Annotated in this window: 21 protein-coding genes and 2 tRNA genes; 14 read left to right on the top strand and 9 right to left on the bottom strand. The window is 60.2% G+C overall.

Features of this window, described 5'->3' with window-relative positions:
• Positions 1–352 precede the first annotated feature (352 nt).
• The 6 genes from EJD88_RS06980 (at position 353) to EJD88_RS06955 (ending at position 5,650) form a co-directional block, all read left to right on the top strand.
• On the top strand, positions 353–1,429 hold the full coding sequence (locus tag EJD88_RS06980) for an ABC transporter substrate-binding protein (RefSeq protein ID WP_032886007.1): 1,077 nt from the start codon (positions 353–355) through the stop codon (positions 1,427–1,429).
• A gap of 125 nt (positions 1,430–1,554) precedes the next feature.
• Positions 1,555–2,361, top strand: a complete 807-nt coding sequence (locus tag EJD88_RS06975) for an alkaline phosphatase family protein (RefSeq protein WP_112194394.1) — start codon at positions 1,555–1,557, stop codon at positions 2,359–2,361.
• Positions 2,358–3,194, top strand: a complete 837-nt coding sequence (locus tag EJD88_RS06970) for an ABC transporter permease subunit (RefSeq protein WP_099584458.1) — start codon at positions 2,358–2,360, stop codon at positions 3,192–3,194. Before EJD88_RS06975 ends, EJD88_RS06970 begins: the two co-directional genes overlap by 4 nt.
• Positions 3,181–3,981, top strand: a complete 801-nt coding sequence (locus tag EJD88_RS06965; protein WP_158877396.1) for an ABC transporter permease — start codon at positions 3,181–3,183, stop codon at positions 3,979–3,981. The genes EJD88_RS06970 and EJD88_RS06965 overlap by 14 nt, the downstream gene beginning before the upstream one ends.
• A complete protein-coding gene (locus EJD88_RS06960; protein ID WP_158877394.1) occupies positions 3,978–4,967 on the top strand; it encodes an ABC transporter ATP-binding protein in 990 nt (329 codons plus the stop codon). The genes EJD88_RS06965 and EJD88_RS06960 overlap by 4 nt, the downstream gene beginning before the upstream one ends.
• A gap of 29 nt (positions 4,968–4,996) precedes the next feature.
• Positions 4,997–5,650 (top strand): HAD family phosphatase, encoded by a 654-nt coding sequence (locus EJD88_RS06955; RefSeq protein WP_158877392.1) that lies wholly within the window; start codon positions 4,997–4,999, stop codon positions 5,648–5,650.
• 128 nt (positions 5,651–5,778) lie between these two features.
• On the opposite strand, the gene EJD88_RS06950 is transcribed toward EJD88_RS06955, so the two are convergent.
• Positions 5,779–6,741, bottom strand: a complete 963-nt coding sequence (locus EJD88_RS06950; protein WP_099584454.1) for a zinc-binding dehydrogenase — start codon at positions 6,739–6,741, stop codon at positions 5,779–5,781.
• Between the two features lie 138 nt (positions 6,742–6,879).
• Here EJD88_RS06950 and EJD88_RS06945 point away from each other — a divergent pair, with 138 nt between their 5' ends.
• Together EJD88_RS06945 and EJD88_RS06940 are read left to right on the top strand one after the other, a co-directional pair.
• Positions 6,880–8,961, top strand: a complete 2,082-nt coding sequence (locus EJD88_RS06945) for a carboxy terminal-processing peptidase (protein WP_178075349.1) — start codon at positions 6,880–6,882, stop codon at positions 8,959–8,961.
• Between the two features lie 118 nt (positions 8,962–9,079).
• A complete protein-coding gene (locus tag EJD88_RS06940; RefSeq protein WP_099584480.1) occupies positions 9,080–10,849 on the top strand; it encodes a bifunctional diguanylate cyclase/phosphodiesterase in 1,770 nt (589 codons plus the stop codon).
• On the opposite strand, the gene EJD88_RS06935 is transcribed toward EJD88_RS06940, so the two are convergent.
• From EJD88_RS06935 to EJD88_RS06920, 4 genes are all read right to left on the bottom strand, one after another.
• Positions 10,846–11,217, bottom strand: coding sequence for a hypothetical protein (locus EJD88_RS06935; RefSeq protein ID WP_005786715.1), 372 nt, complete (start codon positions 11,215–11,217; stop codon positions 10,846–10,848). The genes EJD88_RS06940 and EJD88_RS06935 overlap by 4 nt on opposite strands.
• Positions 11,214–11,552 carry a helix-turn-helix transcriptional regulator gene (locus tag EJD88_RS06930; protein WP_158877391.1) on the bottom strand — a complete coding sequence of 113 codons (339 nt, stop codon included), beginning with the start codon at positions 11,550–11,552 and terminating at the stop codon, positions 11,214–11,216. The genes EJD88_RS06935 and EJD88_RS06930 overlap by 4 nt, the downstream gene beginning before the upstream one ends.
• Before the next feature lie 92 nt (positions 11,553–11,644).
• A complete protein-coding gene (locus tag EJD88_RS06925) occupies positions 11,645–12,103 on the bottom strand; it encodes a YkvA family protein (RefSeq protein WP_112194383.1) in 459 nt (152 codons plus the stop codon).
• 311 nt (positions 12,104–12,414) lie between these two features.
• On the bottom strand, positions 12,415–13,146 hold the full coding sequence (locus EJD88_RS06920; RefSeq protein WP_099584450.1) for an FKBP-type peptidyl-prolyl cis-trans isomerase: 732 nt from the start codon (positions 13,144–13,146) through the stop codon (positions 12,415–12,417).
• A 247-nt stretch (positions 13,147–13,393) separates the two neighbouring features.
• Here EJD88_RS06920 and EJD88_RS06915 point away from each other — a divergent pair, with 247 nt between their 5' ends.
• From EJD88_RS06915 to EJD88_RS27165, 3 genes are all read left to right on the top strand, one after another.
• Positions 13,394–15,202 carry a di-heme-cytochrome C peroxidase gene (locus tag EJD88_RS06915; RefSeq protein WP_158877389.1) on the top strand — a complete coding sequence of 603 codons (1,809 nt, stop codon included), beginning with the start codon at positions 13,394–13,396 and terminating at the stop codon, positions 15,200–15,202.
• On the top strand, positions 15,199–16,365 hold the full coding sequence (locus EJD88_RS06910; protein WP_158877387.1) for a catalase family protein: 1,167 nt from the start codon (positions 15,199–15,201) through the stop codon (positions 16,363–16,365). Before EJD88_RS06915 ends, EJD88_RS06910 begins: the two co-directional genes overlap by 4 nt.
• A 108-nt stretch (positions 16,366–16,473) precedes the next feature.
• Entirely contained in the window at positions 16,474–16,596 is a 123-nt protein-coding gene (locus EJD88_RS27165; protein WP_256592825.1) for a hypothetical protein, read from the top strand.
• 79 nt (positions 16,597–16,675) lie between these two features.
• Here EJD88_RS27165 and EJD88_RS06905 read toward each other — a convergent pair.
• Both EJD88_RS06905 and EJD88_RS06900 read right to left on the bottom strand, forming a co-directional pair.
• Positions 16,676–16,752: transfer RNA gene (locus EJD88_RS06905), tRNA-Asp, on the bottom strand.
• 19 nt (positions 16,753–16,771) lie between these two features.
• Positions 16,772–16,847, bottom strand: a tRNA-Val gene (locus EJD88_RS06900).
• Between the two features lie 159 nt (positions 16,848–17,006).
• On the opposite strand from EJD88_RS06900, the gene rdgC reads away from it, so the two are divergent.
• The 3 genes from rdgC (at position 17,007) to sugE (ending at position 19,406) form a co-directional block, all read left to right on the top strand.
• Entirely contained in the window at positions 17,007–17,927 is a 921-nt protein-coding gene (gene rdgC / locus EJD88_RS06895; RefSeq protein ID WP_150675788.1) for a recombination-associated protein RdgC, read from the top strand.
• 93 nt (positions 17,928–18,020) lie between these two features.
• Positions 18,021–18,986 carry a bile acid:sodium symporter family protein gene (locus EJD88_RS06890; protein ID WP_158877385.1) on the top strand — a complete coding sequence of 322 codons (966 nt, stop codon included), beginning with the start codon at positions 18,021–18,023 and terminating at the stop codon, positions 18,984–18,986.
• A gap of 105 nt (positions 18,987–19,091) precedes the next feature.
• The gene (sugE, locus tag EJD88_RS06885; RefSeq protein WP_016970241.1) at positions 19,092–19,406 is read left to right on the top strand and encodes a quaternary ammonium compound efflux SMR transporter SugE; all 315 of its coding nucleotides are present in this window, start codon (positions 19,092–19,094) and stop codon (positions 19,404–19,406) included.
• 117 nt (positions 19,407–19,523) lie between these two features.
• On the opposite strand, the gene EJD88_RS06880 is transcribed toward sugE, so the two are convergent.
• Entirely contained in the window at positions 19,524–21,398 is a 1,875-nt protein-coding gene (locus EJD88_RS06880; protein ID WP_099582813.1) for an MFS transporter, read from the bottom strand.
• Positions 21,399–21,454: 56 nt separating this feature from the next.
• A complete protein-coding gene (locus EJD88_RS06875) occupies positions 21,455–22,603 on the bottom strand; it encodes a TDT family transporter (protein WP_158877383.1) in 1,149 nt (382 codons plus the stop codon).
• Positions 22,604–22,633: the final 30 nt, after the last annotated feature.

Genomic DNA, 22,633 nt, shown 5'->3' with positions numbered 1-22,633 from the left:
CAACGTTACCTTTCTGGACTAGACCAGCACCGTTCAGGTGCATAAAACACTGCGCAATCGGGCCCTTGCGACTGAGTGCCAGCGTAGGCATTGCAGATGACCGACAGATGACAGCTCGCCTGAAGTGCATGCCGCATGTCTTGCAATACATCGGCCAAGTCCCGAGCCTGCGGGCACTTGGGCATCGTCTACGCTCAGTCTGTGCTGAGCGACATCGACAGGTTAAAAACGACATCGACATGAAACTGTCATCCATCGAGCCTAGATTGGCTCAGGTATTGCTCTGACCTAGACCAACACCACCGCAAACGTTCATAAAACGCAGCGTTGAAAACGCCCAAAGGAGCTTCGGATGAAACAGCTTTTCCTGGCATCACTGTTAGGCTCGACCATTGCCATGTGCACCGCCGCCATGGCCGCTGATACCGATCTAAAAACTCTCGAAGCCGCCGCGAAAGCGGAAGGCGCCGTCAACAGCGTCGGCATGCCCGATGACTGGGCCAACTGGAAAGGCACCTGGGAAGACCTGGCCAAGACCTACGGCCTCAAGCACATCGACACCGATATGAGCTCGGCGCAGGAAATCGCCAAGTTCAAGGCCGAAAAAGACAATGCCAGCGCCGATATCGGCGACGTCGGCGCCGCGTTCGGCCCGATTGCGGTGAAGCAGGAAGTGACCCAGCCGTACAAACCGTCCACCTGGGCCTCGGTGCCGGATTGGGCAAAAGACAAGGACGGTCACTGGGCCCTGGCCTATACCGGCACCATCGCGTTTATCGTCAACAAGAAGCTGCTGCACGGTTCCGAAGTCCCCACCAGCTGGGCCGACCTGCAAACCGGCAAATACAAAGTCTCTGTGGGTGACGTCAGCACCGCGGCGCAGGCGTCCAACGCCGTGCTGGCTGCCGCCATTGCCAACAAAGGCGATGAAAAGAACATCGCGCCAGGCCTGCAGTTCTTCACCAAGATCGCCCAGCAAGGCCGACTCGGCCTGTCCAACCCGACCATCGCCACCATGGAAAAAGGCGAAGTCGAAGTGGGCATCGTCTGGGACTTCAACGGCCTGAGCTACAAAGCCAAGATGGCCAACCCGGATGATTACGTGGTGCTGATCCCCTCGGACGGCTCGGTGAAATCCGGCTACACCACCATTATCAACAAATACGCCAAGCACCCGAACGCCGCCAAGCTGACCCGCGAGTACATTTTCAGCGACGCCGGCCAACTCAACCTGGCCAAGGGCAATGCGCGGCCAATCCGTGCGGAAACCGACCTGAAACTGCCGGCCGAGATCGCCAAGAACCTGATCCCGGGCGAACAGTACACCAAGGCCAACCCGCAACCGATCAAGGATGCCGATGCCTGGGAAGCAACTTCCAAGAAGCTGCCGCAACTGTGGAACGAGCAGGTCATCGTAGAGATGAAGTAAGCCGATCACCCACATTAGAGACACTGTGGAGATCCAATGTGGGAGGGGCTTGCCCCCTCCCACAGTTTTGACCCCGTTCCTCCAGGAAATGGAGTCAAGTCTATTGTTGCGGAGCGTCTCCCCCCATGAAGCACAAAGTCATCCTTGTCGTGCTCGATGGCCTCAACTTCGAGGTCGCGAGGCACGCCATGGGGCACTTGCAGGCCTATGTCGGCGCAGGACGCGCAGCCCTCTACACGCTGGAATGTGAACTGCCCTCGCTGTCCCGCCCACTGTATGAATGCATCCTCACCGGCGTGCCACCGATCCAGAGCGGCATCGTGCACAACCAGGTCGCGCGCCTGTCGAACCAGCGCAGCATTTTCCATTACGCCACCGACGCCGGCCTGACCACCGCGGCGGCGGCTTACCATTGGGTCAGCGAGTTGTATAACCGCACGCCCTTTCTCGCGGCCCGTGATCGTCACACCGACGACAAGGCGCTGGCGATCCAGCACGGACATTTCTACTGGAATGACCATTACCCCGATTCCCACCTGTTCGCCGACGCCGAAAGCCTGCGACTCAAGCATTCGCCGGACTTCCTGCTGGTGCACCCGATGAACATCGACGACGCCGGCCACAAGCACGGCCTCGACAGCGCGCAATACCGCAACAGTGCGCGCTCGGCCGACATCATCCTGGCTGATTACCTGCAAGGCTGGATCGACGCCGGCTACCAGGTACTGGTAACCGCCGACCACGGCATGAACAACGACCGCTCCCACAACGGCCTGCTGCCGGAAGAACGGCAAGTGCCGCTGTTCGTCCTTGGCGACGCCTTCAGCCTGGACGCCAACGCTACGCCGAAACAGACCGACCTGTGCGGCACCGTCTGCGAACTGCTGGGCGTGCCCCACGACAAACCTGTATGCCGGGAGCTGTTGAAATGACCCGAGGCAAATGGCTGGCCCTGCTATGCCTGGTGCCCTTCGCACTGTTCTTTATCGTGTTCGAGATCGCCCCGCTGGTGTGGGTACTGATCAACAGTTTGCAGACCGAAGAAGCCGGCTGGGGCCTGGAAAACTTCACCCGCATCTTCAGCTCGAAGTTCTACCGGCAAGCGATCCAGTTCAGCCTGGAGATCAGTTTCTACTCCAGCATTTTCGGCATCGTGATCGCCACCCTCGGCAGTTATTCGCTACGCCGCGTCGACGGGCCACTGCGCAACTTCGTCACCGCCTTTGCCAACATGACCAGCAACTTTGCCGGCGTGCCCCTGGCGTTCGCGTTCATCATTTTGCTCGGGTTCAACGGCAGCATCACGCTCATGCTCAAGCAGGCCGGGATCATTCAGGACTTCAACCTGTATTCCAAGACCGGGCTGATCATCCTCTACACCTACTTCCAGATCCCCCTCGGCGTGCTGTTGCTGTACCCGGCCTTCGATGCGCTGCGTGAAGACTGGCGCGAGTCGGCGGCCTTGCTCGGTGCGAATGGCTGGCAGTTCTGGCGGCATATCGGGTTGCCGGTGCTGACGCCTGCGCTGCTGGGCACCTTCGTGATCCTGCTGGCCAATGCCCTGGGCGCCTACGCCACGGTCTACGCCTTGACTACCGGCAATTTCAACGTGCTGCCGATCCGTATCGCAGGGCTGGTTTCCGGCGATGTGTCCCTGGATCCGAACATGGCCAGCGCCCTGGCCGTGGTGCTGGTGGCGCTGATGACCCTGGTCACGGTGGTCCATCAACTGCTGCTCAAGAGGAGCTACCATGTCTCGCGCTGAAGCCGGCCCGGCCTTCCTCTACCACCGTGTAGTGGTGTACCTGCTGTTTGCGATCCTGGTGTTGCCGCTGGTGGGCACCTTTGTCTACTCCATCGCCAGCAGCTGGTCGGCGACCATCCTGCCGGCTGGCTTCACTGTGAAGTGGTACGTGCAGTTGTGGAGCGACCCTCGCTTTCTGATGGCCTTCGGTCAATCGTTGCTGGTGTGCGTCGGCGCGTTGATCCTGTCGGTGGTGCTGATCCTGCCGTTGCTGTTCGTGGTGCATTACCACTTTCCCAAGCTCGACGCGTTGATGAACATCCTGATCCTGCTGCCCTTCGCGGTGCCGCCGGTGGTGTCATCGGTGGGCCTGCTGCAGCTCTACGGTTCCGGGCCGTTGGCGATGGTCGGCACGCCGTGGATTCTGATCGGCTGCTACTTCACCGTGGCGCTGCCGTTCATGTACCGGGCAATCACCAACAACCTGCAAGCCATCAACCTGCGCGACCTGATGGACGCCTCGCAACTGCTGGGTGCCAGCACTTGGCAGGCGGCAATCTTCGTGGTCCTGCCCAACTTGCGTAAAGGTCTGATGGTGGCGCTGTTGCTGTCGTTCTCGTTCCTGTTCGGTGAGTTCGTGTTCGCCAACATCCTGGTGGGCACCCGCTACGAAACCCTGCAGGTCTACCTCAACAACATGCGCAACAGCAGCGGCCACTTCACCAGTGCCGTCGTGATTTCCTATTTCTTCTTTGTGCTGGTGCTGACCTGGGCCGCCAATACCTTGAACAAGGACAAAAGCCAATGAGCTTCGTCAGCGTCCAACATTTGCAAAAGGGCTACGCCGGCACCCCGGTGTTCAGTGATATCAACTGCGAAATTGCCAAGGGCGAGTTCGTCACCCTGCTCGGCCCGTCCGGCTGCGGCAAGTCGACCCTGTTGCGCTGCATCGCCGGCCTGACCTCGGTGGACAGTGGGAAAATTCTGCTTGATGGCCAGGACATCGTCCCGCTGAGCCCGCAGAAAAGAAACATCGGCATGGTGTTCCAGAGCTATGCGCTGTTCCCCAACATGACCGTGGAACAGAACGTCGCCTTCGGCCTGCGCATGCAAAAGGTCAACGCCGACGACAGCCACAAGCGCGTGCAGGAAGTCCTGCAACTGGTGGAGCTCAAGGACCTGGCCGGGCGTTACCCGCACCAGATGTCGGGCGGCCAGTGCCAGCGCGTGGCCCTTGCCCGTTCGCTGGTCACGCGCCCGCGCCTGTTGCTGCTGGACGAACCGCTGTCGGCGCTGGACGCACGGATTCGCAAGCACCTGCGTGAGCAGATCCGTCAGATCCAGCGCGAGCTGGGGCTGACCACGATTTTCGTGACCCATGACCAGGAAGAAGCCCTGACCATGTCCGACCGCATCTTCCTGATGAACCAGGGCAAGATCGTGCAGAGCGGCGATGCCGAGACCCTCTATACGGCGCCGATCGACGTGTTCGCCGCCGGTTTTATCGGTAACTACAACCTGCTGGATGCCGATAAGGCCAGTCAGTTGCTGCAACGCCCGATCAGCGGGCGCATCGCAATTCGCCCCGAGGCCATCGAGCTGAGCCGCAGCGGCGAGCTGGATGCACTGGTGCGCAGCCACAGCCTGCTGGGCAACGTCATCCGCTACCGCATCGAAGCCCGTGGCGTGGAATTGGTGGTGGACGTGCTCAACCGCTCGGCCGACGATTTGCACCCGGACGGCCAGCGCCTGGCACTTTCCATCGACCCCAATGCGCTGTGTGAAGTAGCCTGATGCAACGATTTACAAAGAGAGCGTGACGGATGGCATTGGTAATTTTTGATCTGGACGACACCTTGATCCACGGCGACTGCGCCACCTTGTGGAGCGAGCAGATGGGCCGCCTGGGCTGGGTCGACCCGGAGTCGTTCATGCGCAAGAACAATGAACTGATGGACGCCTACAGCCAGGGCAAGCTGCGCATGGAGGACTTCATGGACTTCAGCCTGGAGCCGATGATCGGCCGTACCCCGGAAGAGATTGATCACCTGGTCGAGCCGTGGGTGGAGGACGTGATTGAACCGTTGATCTACAGCGACGCCACCAAGACCATCGCCAGGCACCGAGCCAACGGCGACCGGATTCTGGTGATCTCGGCATCGGGCATCCATCTGGTGAAACCGATTGCCGCGCGCATCGGTATCGATGAGGTACTGGGCATTGAGCTGAACGTCAGCCATGGGGTGTACAGCGGCCATACCGTCGGTGTACTGACCTATCGCGAAGGCAAGATCACGCGGTTGCTGGAGTGGTTGAAGCAGGAAGGTGAAACGCTGGAGGGGGCCTATTTTTATTCGGATTCGCGCAATGATCTACCGTTGCTGCTCAAGGTGGACCACCCGCAGGTGGTGAATCCGGACCCGGTGTTGCGCGAGCATGCTGAAAAGGCAGGTTGGCCGATCCACCACTGGATCTGACTCAACCGAGATCCAAATGTGGGAGGGGGCTTGCCCCCGATCGCGGTTCGTCAGATGAAACATTCTTCACTGAAACACCGTCATCGGGGGCAAGCCCCCTCCTACATTGATCCTATTCCAATCCGGGATCAGGCCAGGCTTTCGTCAATTACCAGCACCAGTTTCCCGGCGATCTGGTTAGTCGCCAACTCGGCAAACGCGGCCTCGGCATCCTTGATCGGGTACGTCTTGGCCAATTGCGGGCTCAGTCGCCCGTCACCAAACAGTGGCCACACATGCTGGCTCAGATCACTGAACAGGTCAGCCTTGAACTGATCACTGCGGCTGCGCAAGGTCGATCCGAGCAGTTGCACCCGCTTGCCCAGCACCTGCGCCAAATCGATCTGCGCCTCGCGGCCGCCCATCAAACCGATCAACACCCAGCGTCCATCCAGCGCCAGCAGCTTGAGGTCCAGCGCCGCATAGTTGCCACCCACCGGGTCGAGGATCACATCGAACGGCCCGAAGTCGCGCAGCCCTTCGATCCCGTCGGTACGGACCACGCCGCCCTGGGCGCCCAGCGCCTCGCAATAAGCCAGGCGCTCCGCCGAGCCAACGCTGACCCAGCACGGGCTGCCAAACGCCTTGCACAGCTGGATGGCCGCCGAGCCCACACCGCTGGCACCGGCATGCAGCAGCACTTTCTCGCCGGGCTTGAGGCCTGCCAGCTGGAACAGATTGAGCCAGGCGGTGCTATACACCTCGGGCAAGGCCGCCGCTTCAATCAACGACAAACCTTCCGGCACCGGTAGCACGTGGCGCGCATCCACCACGACTTCTTCGGCCATGCCACCCCCGGCGAGCAGGGCACAGACGCGATCACCCACTTGCCACGAAGAACCTGGCCCCACTTCGCTGATCACGCCGGAACATTCCAGGCCCAGCACAGCGCTGGCGCCAGGCGGCGGCGGATAGAGTCCGGCACGCTGTAATAAATCGGCGCGATTAAGACCCGCAGCCGCCACGCGAATGCGAACTTGGCCTACGTCACATGTAGGACTTGGTTCGTCCAACCACTCCACATGACCTTCAACGCCTTGCAATGCTTTCACAGTGCCTCCATAGTGAGTCTGGACTGAGCCCGTAGCAGTAGCGCCGGGCTTTTTGCATTATGCGACCGGCCCCTATGGAACCGGCAACTTCAAAGACGGCCTAATATGCGTTATCAATTGCCCCCGCGTCGAATCAGCATGAAGCATCTGTTCCCCAGCACCGCCCTCGCTCTTTTCATTGGTCTCGGCTTCACGTCGATGTCGACCAATACGTTCGCAGCCAACAGCTGGGACAACCTTCAACCGGATCGCGACGAGGTGATTGCCAGCCTTAACGTGGTCGAGTTGCTCAAGCGCCATCACTACAGCAAGCCGCCGCTGGACGACGCTCGCTCGGTGATCATCTATGACAGCTACCTCAAGCTGCTGGATCCGTCGCGCAGCTACTTCCTGGCCAGCGATATCGCTGAGTTCGACAAATGGAAGAGCCAGTTCGACGACTTCCTCAAGAGCGGCGACCTGCAGCCCGGCTTCACCATCTACAAGCGTTACCTGGACCGCGTCAAAGCGCGTCTGGACTTCGCCTTGGCTGAGCTGAACAAAGGTACCGACAAACTCGACTTCACCCAGAAGGAAACCCTTCTGGTGGACCGTAAGGACGCGCCTTGGCTGACCAGCACCGCCGCCCTCGACGACCTGTGGCGCAAACGCGTCAAGGACGAAGTGCTGCGCCTGAAGATCGCCGGCAAAGACCCCAAGGCCATTCAAGAGCTGTTGACCAAGCGCTACAAGAATCAACTGGCGCGTCTGGACCAGACCCGTGCCGAAGATATCTTCCAGGCCTACATCAACACCTTCGCAATGTCCTACGACCCGCACACCAATTATCTGTCGCCAGATAACGCGGAAAATTTCGATATCAATATGAGTCTGTCGTTGGAAGGCATCGGCGCCGTCCTGCAAAGCGACAATGACCAAGTGAAGATCGTGCGTCTGGTGCCGGCCGGTCCGGCAGACAAGACCAAGCAGGTCGCTCCGGCGGACAAGATCATCGGTGTGGCCCAGGCCGACAAAGAGATGGTCGATGTGGTCGGCTGGCGCCTGGACGAAGTGGTCAAGCTGATCCGCGGGCCGAAAGGCAGCGTGGTGCGCCTGGAAGTGATTCCGCACACCAATGCGCCAAACGACCAGACCAGCAAGATCGTGTCCATCACCCGTGAAGCGGTGAAACTCGAAGACCAGGCCGTGCAGAAGAAAGTCCTCAACCTCAAGCAGGATGGCAAGGACTACAAACTGGGCGTCATCGAAATCCCGGCCTTCTACCTCGACTTCAAAGCCTTCCGAGCTGGCGATCCGGACTACAAGTCCACCACCCGCGACGTGAAGAAAATCCTCACGGAACTGCAGAAAGAAAAAGTCGACGGCGTGGTCATCGACCTGCGCAACAACGGCGGCGGTTCCCTGCAGGAAGCCACCGAGCTGACCAGTCTGTTCATCGACAAAGGTCCGACTGTGTTGGTGCGCAATGCTGACGGCCGTGTCGACGTGCTCGAAGACGAGAACCCGGGCGCCTTCTACAAAGGTCCGATGGCGTTGCTGGTCAACCGCCTCTCGGCCTCGGCTTCGGAGATTTTCGCCGGCGCCATGCAGGACTATCACCGTGCGCTGATCATCGGCGGCCAGACCTTCGGCAAAGGCACCGTGCAGACGATCCAGCCGCTGAACCATGGCGAACTCAAGCTGACGCTGGCCAAGTTCTACCGGGTTTCCGGGCAGAGCACCCAGCACCAGGGCGTACTGCCGGACATCGATTTCCCGTCGATCATCGACACCAAGGAAATCGGCGAAAGCGCCCTGCCGGAAGCCATGCCGTGGGACACCATCCGTCCTGCGATCAAGCCTGCTTCGGATCCATTCAAGCCGTTCCTGACGCAGTTGAAGGCTGACCACGACACCCGCTCCGCCAAGGATGCCGAGTTCGTGTTTATCCGCGACAAGCTGGCCCTGGCCAAGAAGTTGATGGAAGAAAAAACCGTCAGCCTCAACGAAGTGGACCGTCGCGCGCAGCACAGCGACATCGAAAACAAGCAACTTGTGCTGGAAAACGTCCGCCGCAAGGCCAAGGGCGAAGAACCACTCAAGGAGCTGAAGAAAGAAGACGAAGACGCGCTGCCGACCGAAGCGGATAAAACCAAACCGGAAGACGACGCTTACCTGGCCGAGACAGGCCGGATCCTGCTGGACTACCTGAAAATCACCAAACAGGTGGCCAAGCAGTAAATGATGGCGATTTAATGTGATCGCTCTCCGGAGTGTCATCATATAGACATCATTCTGTCGTGAAATGAAGGACCGCAGGCTCATCGCCTGCGGTCCTTTTTTTTCGATCGAGATCGCCATGACCATGACCGAACAGCTGAATGCATTGGGCTCTATCCTGGCTCAACGCAGTTTGCACAGCCTGTTCCAACCGATCATCTGCCTGTCTGAACGGCGCATCCTCGGCTACGAAGCCCTTAGCCGCGGGCCGTCCAACAGCCCGCTGCACTCCCCCGTCGCCCTGTTCTCGGTGGCCGGCCAGGCCGGGCGCCTCAGCGAATTGGAAATGGCCTGCCGCGAAAGCGCATGCCGCCGCTTCAGTGATCAAAAGCTGCCGGGCAAGCTGTTCCTGAATATCTCGCCAGAATCCTTGATGGAAACGGCGCACCAACCGGGACGCACCCTGCAACTGCTGCGCGACTTCGGTATTGCGCCGAGCCAAGTGGTGATCGAACTCACCGAGCAAACCCCCACCGACGATTTCGACCTACTGCAAACCGCCCTGCACCATTACCGCAACATGGGCTTTTCAATCGCTCTGGATGATCTGGGTGCCGGCTATTCCAGCCTGCGCTTGTGGTCGGAGCTGCGCCCGGACTACGTGAAGATCGACCGGCACTTTATCGACGGTATCCACCAGGATGCGCTCAAGCGCGAGTTTGTCGGCTCGATCCTGCAAATCGCCAGGGCGTCCCGTGCCCAAGTCATCGCCGAAGGTATCGAACTGCCGGAAGAACTGGCGGTGTTAACGGAGATGGGTGTCGATCTGGTCCAGGGTTACCTGCTCTGCCGCCCACAAGAACAACCGCCGCAGGAAGCACGGCTGATGCTGCCCAAACCGGACCAATCCACGGTGGTGCTCAACGATGAAGGCAGCGACCTCAGCGCCCTCCTCAACGAGCAACCAGCGGTGGACCAGGACACCGCCACGGCCAAGGTGCTGGAGGCATTCCGCCGCCAGGCCAACCTTAATTCCCTGGCGGTGCTGGATGAGCGCGGACACCCCGTGGGTATCGTCCACCGGCATTCGCTGTCCGACGCGCTGCTCAAGCCGTTTGCCACCGATCTCTTCGCCCGCAAACCCATCAGCCGCTTGATGAGCACCGATTTTCTGGCGGTTGAGCTGAGCCAGTCACTGCAGCAGGTCAGCCGTTTGCTGACCAGCCGCGCACGGCAACGCATCGAAGAAGACTTCATCATCACGCTCAATGGCGATTACCTGGGCCTGGGTCGGGTGATCGATGTGCTCAAGTTGATCACCGAACTGAAGATCCAGCAGGCCCGCTACGCCAACCCGCTGACCCTGCTGCCCGGCAATGTACCGATCCAGCAGTGCCTCACGCGGCTGTTGCAGCAACAGCGTGAATCAGTGATCTGCTACGTGGATATCGACAGCTTCAAACCGTTCAATGACATCTACGGCTATGGCCGTGGGGACGAAGTGTTGCTGTGCCTGGCGCAGTGCCTGAACGACCGGGTCGACCCGAGCCGCGACTTTGTCGGGCATATCGGCGGCGATGACTTTTTGCTGGTGCTCGGGCCACAGGACTGGCGCAAGCGGCTCAACCAGTTGCTGGATGACTTTCATACCCAATGCCGGCGTTTCTACCGCGCGGAGCATCTGGACGCCGGTTGTTTCGTGGCACTGAACCGTCAGGGCGTGCGCCAGGAGTTTGCGCTGCTGTCGTTGTCGATTGGGGTGGTGCATTTGTATCCACAGGCCTGTGGACAACTCGATGCCAGCCAGTTGGCGGAATTGGCGTCGCAGGCCAAGCACCATGCCAAGGATGTGGCCGGTTACAGCATCCATGTGATCGACAGCATGGACGTGCTGCCCCAGGCGCTCTAAGCCTCGGCAGACTCCGGGTACTCGTATTCAAACACCCGCACCACTTCAGAGGCGTGCCAGGACGCAGCGGCCACGCCATCGGAGGGTCCGCTGAAGCGCCCAAGGCGCTCCACGCACTCAAAGAAACCGGTACGCGGCAGGCGGCTGGCGCCCTGGCTGATCACCAGGGAGCTGCGCAGCGGTTGCTCGGCCTTGGCGTCCAACGCGGCCAGGTGCTCCAGGGCCGCGGCCAGGGTTTGCATCGCCGGCGTCGGAAATTGCAGGCGCTCCAGCAGCGCGCGGTAGGTCAACAGATGGCGCTGGCGGCGCGCCTGGTCCAGTTCGTTAAGCAACCCATCCCAGTGTTGACGACTGATACGTAGGCTCAAGATTCATCCCTCCAACCTGCAACGCCCAATTCCCAAGCCAGGCTGCGGCGGATCGCGGCATCCGGCTGGCGTTCACCACTTTCGATCAATCCGAGATACGACGGGCTGATGCCCACGGTGCGGGCCAGGGTTTCAATGGCCAGCCCCTTGGCTTCACGCAAGCCGCGCAGGTCTGCGAGCACACGCAAGTCCTGGTCAGGTGCGGCTTGGACAGTAGGAGGAGGAGTCGGTGAAGGTTGTTGATGACCGGCAGCTTTTAGCAGCGCCTGGTACTGATCCCATGGCAACACCGCGTATTCCGGTTCGCCATCGCGTGAAATTATCTGAATATCCATGACTGCCCCGTAGGATAACTGCACTTACTGAGTAAGTTCTTTCCTTAGGAGTGTAATCCTAACAGCCACAAAGGTCGCAGGGGATAGCCACCTCATCCGTTTTTTTGCGGGTTTTCCTTGGCCAGCAACGCGGGCGTCGCAGGCAGGCGCTCAACCACCGCAAGTTTTTCCGGGCGCTGCGCGTCACGCCAGGCGCGAAAAGCGCTCAGTTCGCCCTCCAGGGCCTTCATGACCCACGCAAGTACGGCGATGTCATCGAGCATGCCGAACATCGGGATAAAGTCCGGGATCGCGTCAATCGGGCTCAGGAAATACATCAGCCCCGCCACCACCGAGATCAGCGCTTTGGGGCTGATGGCTCGATACTCGCCCCGCCAGTAGGCCAGACACAGAGATTGGAGCAACTTGAAATCGTCCTTGAGCTTGCCCAGGCGATTGCCTTGGCTCGATCCCTTGGCGGCGACCGCGAACAGCAGGGTCGGCAGACGCCCACGGCCCAGCAAGCGTGCAGCCATGGGCAGGAAGCGGGTGAAATTGAAGGGTGGTTTCATCTGTCACTCCAGTTCCATCAAACAGAAAGGTTATCCACACAAATTGTGGATAACCTTGTGAACAGAGCCTGTTTTACTGGCTGAAAGCCACGGTTTACAAGGCTTGCAGTCAGATCGGGCGTTTTTTGCGCACATCAAAAAAACCCAAGATTTCATTGACTTGGCGATTGCGTGCGGCTAGTCCTGCTTAAGTCTTATATCAGACTGTTACCGCCCGGGGACGTTCGTTTGGATTTGCCCGAACCGCAATGTGCAAGCTTCAGATACAACAACGCCCCATCGAGACGGGGCGTTGTGTGTTCAGGCGCCTGTTACTTCTTGGCGGCTGGTGCGTCAGGGGCTTCAGCCTTGGCTGGGTCCTTGATGGCCAGCAGTTCCAGGTCGAAAACCAGCACGGAGTTGGCTGGAATCGCCGGGCTCGGGCTCTGGGCGCCGTAGGCCAGGTCGGATGGGATGTACAACTCGACCTTCTCGCCGACGTGCATCAGTTGCAGGCCTTCGACCCAACCCGGGATCACACCGCTGACAGGCAGGTCAATCGGGCTACCGCGATCCACGGAGCTGTCAAAAGTGGTGCCGTTGGTGAGTTTACCGGTGTAGTGAACAGTCACCACGTCAGTCGGCTTAGGCTGGGCGCCATCGGCTTTCTTGGTGATCTTGTACTGCAGACCGGAAGCGGTGGTAACGACGCCGTCTTTCTTGGCGTTGTCTTCGAGGAATTTCTTGCCGGCGGTAGCCGACTCTTCGCTCATTTTGGTCATGCGTTCTTCAGCACGTTTTTGCAGTGCGGCGAACGCTTCTACCAGTTCGTCGTCTTTGAGCTTCTGCTCTTTCTTGCCGACGGCATCTTCGATGCCCTGGGCTACTGCTTTGGAATCCAGGTCATCCATGCCTTCTTGAGCAAGGCTTTTGCCCATGTTCAGGCCGATGCCGTAGGAAGCTTTCTGCGCCGGGGTTTTCAGCTCTACGCTGGTCTGCGAATCACAACCCGCAAGTACCAGGCTAACCAGGGCCACCGCCGCCGCCAACCGATGCTGTTTCATGCTATTTCCTTGTTCATGCGCCAATAGGGCATTCGAATAAAGTCGCGAGCTTATCAGGCGGCCACGACCAATGGCTACCGGCATGTGAGCAGGAAACTTCCGATAAGTTCACGTGTTTAAAAGCATTTTCATTCATGATGAGCACCCGCGAAGGATCGCGGGACCGCCTGCCAACGGGCTCATGGCCACTTGCCGCACTTGTGCCGTAGTGGCATAACAACGCGACAACTCGACAAGGATAGTTATCTTGCGCATTTTTTCCCGTGTTTTACTCCTGATATTCACCCTTCTGGTCCTGTTGCTGGCCGTGGTGATCTATTACACCGTCAACCCCAAGCTACCGGACTACGTGCCTGTGGAGCAGGTGCACTACCAGGACCAATGGAGTGCCGCCGACCGCCAGACCTATTACTTCACGCCCCAGGGCACCCAGGTAAAAGGCCTGCATTACGACTGGTTCACCGCCCTGGAGCTACCGTTCGCCGAGGGACGCTTTGCCACGCCGCAATACCTGGCGCGCTTCGGCTTCCTGGTGGATCCCAAGCAAGTGCCCACCACACAAAACCCCGGCAACCTGCCCGTAGGGTTTGCCCGCCATAAAAACGCTGGCAGCAACGTTGAGTACCTGGATATCACCTGCGCCGCCTGTCACACCGGCGAATTGCACTTCAAGGGCCAGGCTCTGCGGATCGACGGCGGCTCGGCGCAACATGTGCTGCCATCCAGCGTGCCCACCTTGCGCGGCGGCAGCTTCGGCCAGGCCCTGGTCGCCAGCCTGGCCGCGACCTATTACAACCCGTGGAAATTTGAGCGCTTCGCCCGCCAAGTGCTAGGCGATCGCTACGAGGCCGAGCACAGCCAACTGCGCCAGGACTTCAAGCAGTCGCTGAACCAATTCCTCAAGGTCGCCTGGAACGACACCCACCGTGGCCTCTACCCCACCGAAGAAGGCCCAGGGCGAACCGATGCGTTTGGCCGCATCGCCAACGCCAGCTTTGGCGATGCCATCTCCCCGGAAAATTATCGCGTCGCCAACGCACCGGTGGACTACCCGCAACTGTGGGACATCTGGACCTTCGACTGGGTGCAATGGAACGGCTCGGCCCAGCAGCCTATGGCACGCAATATCGGCGAAGCCCTCGGCGTGGGGGCGACCCTGACGTTTTTCGATGGCGCGGGCCAGCCCCTTCAAGGCGATGCACGTTATCCGTCCAGCGTACGCGTGCGCGACCTCAACCTGATCGAAGAAACCCTGCAACGCCTCAAACCGCCTACCTGGCCCGAGGAGTTGTTCGGCGCCGTCGACAAGCCGCTCGCCGCCCAAGGCCGAGCGCTGTTCGCCGAGAACTGCGCCGGCTGCCACGTGCCCACTGTCAGCCAGGAAGGTGGTCGCCCGGTGCAAACCCTGAAAATGCTGCCGGTGGACTACATCGGCACCGACCCCGGCACTGCCAGCAACATCGCCGACCAGCGCTACGACCTCAGCGCCCTGCAATGGGACCCGGCGGAGTTGGCCAAGCTGAATGTCCAATTGCACCCGACACCGACCGAGCCCCTGGACCCGAAAAGTATGTCTGTGGCCAAGGGCCTGGCCTATGTCACTGCCTTTGTCGAAGACCACGCCTACCGCGCCGCCGGTGTCACCCCGGCCGAGCGCCCGCGCATGGATGGCTACGGCCTGCCGATTGGCGTGCGCGAGCTGCGCGCCTACAAGGCACGCCCACTGGCCGGCGTGTGGGCCACGCCGCCGTTTTTGCATAACGGTTCGGTGCCGACAATCTACCAACTGCTTTCGCCCCAGGACGAGCGCAGCACCACCTTCTATAAAGGCACCTTCAATTACGACCCGCGCCATCTCGGCTTTGAGACCACGGCGTTCAAGAATGCCTTTGTCTTCGATACCAAAATCACCGGCAACCACAACAGCGGCCACGAATTCCGGGCCGGCGCTCGTGGCAACGGCGTCATCGGCCGCGGCCTGCTGCCGCAGGAACGCTGGGCGCTGCTGGAATACCTCAAAGTGCTGGGCGGCCCGCTGGAGCAACAACTGCCATGATGATCCGATCTCGATACGACCAACCGTCCCTGCTCGCCCGCCTGTGGCTGCGCATGGGTAGATTCCTCGGCAAGAGCTTGCTGTGGCTGATGGGCCTGGGCTTGCTCGGCTGGCTGGCCGCTACCGCCTGGTACGCCTGGCAGCACAGCGGACCGGTGTCGCCCAATGAGCAGATCCCGCCGGGTGAAGCGGCAATGACCCAGGGCATCATCCAGACCGCCGTGCGCATCGTCGACCAGCACCGCGAAGGCACGCGCTACCTGCGTGATGCCCACGCCAAGGCCCACGGTTGCGTGAAGGCCGAAGTCAGCGTGCTCGCCGACCTCGGCCCGGCGTTGCGCCAGGGGGTGTTCGCCGAACCGGGCAAGACCTGGCAGGCGCTGATGCGGCTGTCCAACGGCAACGCCTACCCGCAGTTCGACAGCATTCGTGATGCCCGTGGCATGGCGATCAAGCTGCTTGGTGTGCCGGGCAAACAGTTGCTCGCCGACCAGCAAACCCGTGCCGAACAGGACTTCGTGATGTTCAGCCATCCGAACTTCTTCGTTAGCGATGTGGCGGAATACGCGCAGAACATCGGTGCCCAGGCCGATGGCAAGAAAGTCCTGGCGTTCTTCCCAAAGGCCGACCCGCGCAGTTGGCAAGTGCGCCATCTGTTTATCGCCCTGGCAACCCTGGCGCCCGCACCGGCCAGCCCGACGCAGACCACGTACTTTTCCGTATCGCCCTACAAGTTCGGCGCGGCCAACGCCAAGTTCCGCGTCGCGCCCGACCCGCAAAGCTGCCCGGAATACGCGCTGCCCAAACAGAACCAGGACCTGCCGAACTTCCTGCGCAGCGCCCTGAGCCAGCAATTGTCCACCGACCGCATGCCGGCCTGTTTCGTGTTGCAGATCCAGCGGCAGAACCCGCAGAAATTCATGCCGATCGAAGACACCAGCATCGAATGGAAGGAAAGCGACGCGCCGTATGAAAGCGTGGCCAAGGTGCGGATCCCGGCCCAGGATTTCGATACGCCTGAGCTGAACCTGGCCTGTGACAACCAGTCATTCAACCCCTGGTTTGGCGTGGCGGAGCACCGCCCTATCGGCGGCATCAACCGCTTGCGCAAGGCGGTGTATGAGGCCGTCAGCGACTATCGTCACAGCCGGAACGCGCCGTAAAAAGTGCGTAGCAATGGGCCCGACGCCGTAAAGAATGCGTCGGGTCTATTGAGCTGTTTGCGTCCCACCTCTACGGTGAAGGCTTACCCCGTCACGTCGGAAATAACCGTGGAAAGCTCGACCCTTGGCATGCTTTTACTGACCTTGATCGCCGTGTTCGGTACCGCCTCTTTTTTCTTTGATCACATGGCGACGCGCCGCCAGCCACGCAAGAAAAAACCAACGGTATAAATCGCAGGCAAAAAAAAGCCCGCTCATTGAGCGGGCTTCTTGTGGTGACCTGGCGTTCAGTGTTCCAGGTTACCGAATATGGCGCAGCGGACGGGACTCGAACCCGCGACCCCCGGCGTGACAGGCCGGTATTCTAACCGACTGAACTACCGCTGCGCGTAACACATGAAGCGAATGGTGGGTGATGACGGGATCGAACCGCCGACCCTCTGCTTGTAAGGCAGATGCTCTCCCAGCTGAGCTAATCACCCTTCGTCTCGGTGTGGCGCGCATTCTACGGAGCGACCTATGGTCTGGCAAGCACTTTCTTAAATCTTTTTTTTGAGGCCTTCCAATGGCTTAGGCAGGGTTGGCCTGGGGCGCTATCAAGAGAATAATGCCCCCCTTTGTATAAAGGAGAGACTCACCCCATGTGGTTCAAGAACCTGCTTATCTATCGCCTGACCCAAGATCTGCCTGTTGATGCCGAGGCGTTGGAAACTGCAATGGCCACCAAACTGGCGCGCCCTTGTGCAAGCCAGGAGTTGACCACTTACGGTTTCGTCGCGCCTTTTGGTAAAGGTGAAGACGCTCCCCTGGTTCACGTCAGCGGAGATTTCCTGCTGATTGCCGCGCGCAAGGAAGAACGCATCCTGCCGGGCAGCGTAGTGCGTGACGCGCTTAAAGAGAAAGTTGAAGAGATCGAGGCCGAGCAGATGCGCAAGGTCTATAAGAAGGAACGCGATCAGATCAAGGATGAAATCATCCAGGCCTTCCTGCCCCGCGCATTTATCCGTCGCTCGTCGACCTTCGCCGCCATTGCGCCGAAACAAGGCCTGATCCTGGTCAACTCGGCCAGCCCGAAACGCGCCGAAGACCTGCTCTCCACCCTGCGTGAAGTGATCGGCACCTTGCCAGTACGTCCGCTCACCGTGAAAACCGCACCAACCGCGATCATGACCGACTGGGTCACCACCCAGAAACCGGCCGATGACTTTTTCGTCCTCGACGAATGTGAACTGCGTGACACCCACGAAGACGGCGGCATCGTGCGCTGCAAGCGCCAGGACCTGACTGGCGAAGAAATCCAACTGCACCTGACCACCGGCAAAGTCGTGACTCAACTGTCGCTGGCCTGGCAGGACAAGCTGTCCTTCATGCTCGACGACAAGATGACCGTCAAGCGCCTGAAGTTCGAAGACTTGCTGCAAGACCAGGCGGAACAGGACGGCGGCGACGAAGCCCTGGGCCAACTGGATGCGAGCTTTACGTTGATGATGCTGACCTTCGGCGAGTTCCTGCCGGCGTTGGTTGAAGCACTGGGCGGTGAAGAAACTCCACAGGGCATTTAAGCCATGTGAAGATCAAAATGTGGGCGGGGGCCTCCCCCCCTCCCACATTTGATCGCATGTGTACTTCAAGAATCTAACAACAAGGACACTGCCATGCGCGCACTCGCCGCCTTGAGCCGCTTCGTCGGCAATACCTTCGCCTATTGGGTGTTGATTTTTGCCGTGCTGGCCTTCCTCGAACCTAGCTGGTTCATCGGCCTGAAAAGCGCCATCGTCCCGCTGCTGGGGCTGGTGATGTTCGGCATGGGGCTGACCCTCAAACTCGATGACTTCGCCGAAGTCGCTCGCCACCCCTGGCGTGTGGCCCTCGGCGTGGTTGCGCACTTTGTGATCATGCCCGGCGTGGCCTGGCTGCTGTGCCAGGTGTTTCACCTGCCGCCGGAAATTGCCGTCGGCGTGATCCTCGTCGGTTGCTGCCCAAGCGGCACCTCGTCCAACGTGATGACCTGGCTGGCCCGTGGCGACCTGGCGTTGTCGGTGGCCATCGCCGCCGTCACCACCCTCCTCGCCCCGCTGCTCACGCCAGCGCTGATCTGGCTGCTGGCCTCGGCCTGGCTGCCCGTATCGTTCATGGAGTTGTTCTGGTCGATCCTGCAAGTGGTGCTGCTGCCGATAGTGCTTGGTGTGGTCGCCCAGCGCGTACTGGGCGAACGGGTTCGCCATGCGGTGGACGTATTGCCCTTGGTGTCGGTGGTCAGCATCGTGATCATCGTCGCGGCGGTGGTTGCGGCCAGCCAGGCGAAGATCGCCGAATCGGGCCTGTTGATCATGGCCGTGGTGATGCTGCACAACAGCTTCGGCTACCTGCTGGGCTACTTCACCGGGCGCCTGTTCAAGTTGCCATTGGCGCAACGCAAGTCGCTGGCGCTGGAAGTGGGCATGCAGAACTCCGGGCTGGGCGCCGCGCTGGCCAGTGCGCACTTCTCGCCGCTGGCTGCCGTGCCGAGTGCGCTGTTCAGTGTCTGGCACAATATTTCCGGGGCGTTGCTGTCGACGTACTTCCGTCGCATGAGCGAGAAGGAAGACCGTCGTATCCTGGAGACCCCCCCACAAACTTGATCGCCTGATCCGTTTTCGGCACTCTACGGGCTTCGCGGGGACGACCTCGCGACGCCAACGAGCGTTGAATCCGGGGACGACCCCGCCTGAATAAGCGAGGTCATCATGTCCTGGATCATTCTGTTTTTTGCCGGGTTGTTTGAAGTCGGCTGGGCCGTGGGCCTGAAGTACACCGACGGGTTCAGCAAGCCACTGCCCACCGCCCTGACCATTGCGGCGATGGCCATCAGCCTTGGCCTGCTGGGGCTGGCCATGAAGGAGCTGCCACTGGGCACTGCCTATGCCATCTGGACCGGTGTCGGTGCCGTGGGCACTGTGATTGCCGGGATTATCCTGTTTGGGGAATCCATGGCGCTGTTTAGGTTGGCGAGTGTGGCGTTGATTATCTGCGGGCTTGTTGGGCTTAAGATCAGCACTTAGGCCGCTACCGCCATCGGGGGCAAGCCCCCTCCCACACTGGACCGCGCTTGTCAGAACAACTCGGTCAACTGTGGGAGGGGGCTTGCCCCCGATGAGGCCTCAACATCCAGCGCAGAACTACCTTGCACTCCCACGCAGAACACCAACCACAGCCTGTAATTGCGCAGGTGTCGCCTCCTCTACCCGAACAGGCTCACCGGCCACCAACACCACCCGCGACCAGATGCGGTGGAAAATCCCCTTGTTCGGATCGCGACTGAAGAAACTCCCCCACAACCCCTGCAACGCCATCGGAATCACCGGCACTGGCGTCTCCTCCAGAATCCGCGTCACCCCGCCACGGAACTCGTTCATCTCGCCATCAGCGGTCAACTTGCCTTCGGGAAAGATGCATACCAACTCACCTTCCTTCAGATACTGCGCAATTCGCGTGAAGGCCTTTTCGTAAATCTGGATATCTTCATGACGCCCGGCAATCGGAATCGCCCCGGCGGTGCGGAAGATGAAGTTGAGCACCGGCAGGCGGTAGATCTTGTAGTACATGACAAAGCGAATCGGCCGACGCACGGACCCTGCAATCAATAGCGCATCGACAAACGACACGTGGTTGCACACCAGCAAGGCCGCGCCTTCGTCCGGGATCAGGTCGAGTCTTTTATGCTCCACGCGGTACATGGAATGGCTGAGCAGCCAGATCATGAAACGCATGGTGAACTCGGGGACGATCTTGAAGATGTAAGTGTTGACCGCGATGTTGAGCAGCGACACCACCAGGAACAACTCGGGGATCGACAGCTTGGCCACGCTCAGCAGCAGGATCGACACAATGGCCGACACCACCATGAACAACGCGTTGAGGATATTGTTGGCGGCGATCACCCGCGCACGCTCGTTCTCGGCGGTGCGCGACTGGATCAGCGCGTACAGCGGCACGATATAAAAACCGCCGAACACACCGAGGCCGAGGATATCGATCAACACCCACCAGGCTTGGCCGTAACCGAGCACCGCCAGCCAGTCATTGGCCTGCACGTTCTGCGGGAAGCCGCCAGAGTGCCACCACAGCAGCAGGCCGAACACCGTCAGGCCGAATGAACCGAACGGCACCAGGCCGATTTCCACCTTGCGCCCGGAGAGCTTTTCGCAAAGCATCGAGCCGAGGGCGATGCCCACCGAGAACACCGTGAGGATCAGGGTCACCACGGTTTCATCGCCGTACAACCATTCCTTGGCGTAGGCCGGGATCTGGGTCAGGTAGATCGCGCCGACAAACCAGAACCACGAGTTGCCGACAATGGAGCGCGACACCGCCGGCGTCTGCCCCAGGCCCATGCGCAGCGTGGCCCAGGACTGGGTGAAGATATTCCAGTCCAGCCGCAGTTGCGGGGTAGACGCCGCCGCCCGTGGAATGCTGCGGCTGGCCAGGTAACCCAGCACCGCCACGCCGACAATCGCCACCGCCACAATCGGCGCGTAATGGGTAGACGACATCATGATCCCGGCGCCAATGGTGCCGGCCAGGATCGCCAGGAACGTGCCCATTTCCACAAGGCCATTGCCGCCGACCAACTCATCGTCGCGCAGGGCCTGGGGCATGATCGAGTACTTCACCGGGCCAAACAGTGCCGAGTGGGTGCCCATGGCAAACAGCGCCAGTAACATCAATTCGAGGTGGTTAGTCAGGAAGCCCGTGGCGCCAACGGCCATGATCACGATCTCGCCGATCTTGATCGCGCGGATCAATGCATCCTTGTTGAATTTCTCGCCAAACTGCCCGGCCAGCGCCGAGAACAGGAAGAACGGCAGGATAAACAACAAGGCGCACAGGTTGACCCAGATCGAGCGATCACCGTCGATGGTGAGCTTGTAGAGGATCGCCAGGATCAGCGATTGCTTGAAAATGTTGTCGTTGAAGGCGCCCAGCAACTGGGTGATGAAAAACGGCAGAAAGCGCCGCGTGCGCAGCAAGGTGAATTGCGAGGGGTGGCTCATCGTCCGTGTTCCTGCGTGGCCTTTATTTATCAGGCCACGACTTTACCTAATCCCGCTTACTTATTCGCTAGCCCTGCAATACATGGCGAAACAAAAAGCTCACCTTTATAGGCGCCCTGCACGGTGCGCCTGGCGACGATCAGCCACATCAGCGCCAATGCCAGCACCAGCGCACTGCCAAATACGTAGAAAAATGTCAGATGCAGCACATTCGCCAACTTGAGCGTGGCCAGGGCGTACACGCCAAGGGGGAAGGTAAAGCCCCACCAGCCCAGGTTAAACGGAATGCCAGCGCGCAGGTAACGCAGGGTGATCAGCACCGCGATCAGCATCCACCACAAGCCGAAGCCCCACAGGGTTACCCCCGCGATCAGGCCGATGCCGTTGGCGATCTCGCCGACACCCGGCAAGCCATTGGCAGCGAAGATCGCGGGCGCGTCGCCACCGAGCAGCAACATACCGAGGGCGCCGGTGCCAATAGGGCCGAGCGCCAACCAACTCGACGCGGCCATACTGGCGTGGGGCAATTTATGCAGGGCCATGCGCAACATCAGGATGGTCAGGATGCTGAACGCCACCGGCAGGGAAAACGCCCAGAGCACATAGCTGGTCACCAGCATCACCAGTTGCGAATGAGCGTCCGCCAGATGCGGCGCCAGCAAGCCCCCGCTGGCCGCAGCGACTTCGGCGGCGACCACCGGCAACAGCCACACGGCGGTCATCTGGTCGATGCTGTGTTCCTGGCGGGTGAACATCATAAATGGGATCAATACACCGCAGGCCAGGGCCATCGCGACGTCCAACCACCACAGGGCTTCGGCCACCGGGATCACCTCAACGCCCCAGCGCGGCAGGCCGAACAACAGCAAACCGTTGAGAATCGTCGCCAACCCCATGGGAATCGTGCCAAAAAACATCGAAACCGTGGAATGCCCGAAGATCCGCCGCGCCTCGTGGAAAAACATCACCCAGCGCGCGGCATACAAGACGCTGAACAGGATGAACAGCCCAATGGTGAACATCCACAGGCCTTCAGCGATGGTGTGCAATACGGGCAGGTTGACCGGCAATTGCGCCAGTGCCAGAGCCAGCACCCCCGTGCCCATCGTTGCGGCGAACCAGTTGGGGGTGAATTGGCGAATCACTTCCCGGGGACGGGTCAGGTGGCTGAGGGGTTTGTAGCTGATGGTGTTCGAGCAGGTCATGATGAAAATCCTCTTCCTCGCATGAGGTTG

This window comes from Pseudomonas sp. PB105 (assembly GCF_009764655.1).
Lineage (GTDB): Bacteria > Pseudomonadota > Gammaproteobacteria > Pseudomonadales > Pseudomonadaceae > Aquipseudomonas > Aquipseudomonas cyclaminis.
The sequence above is the reverse complement of the archived record's forward strand: the minus strand, read 5'-3'. Positions and strand labels throughout refer to the sequence as shown.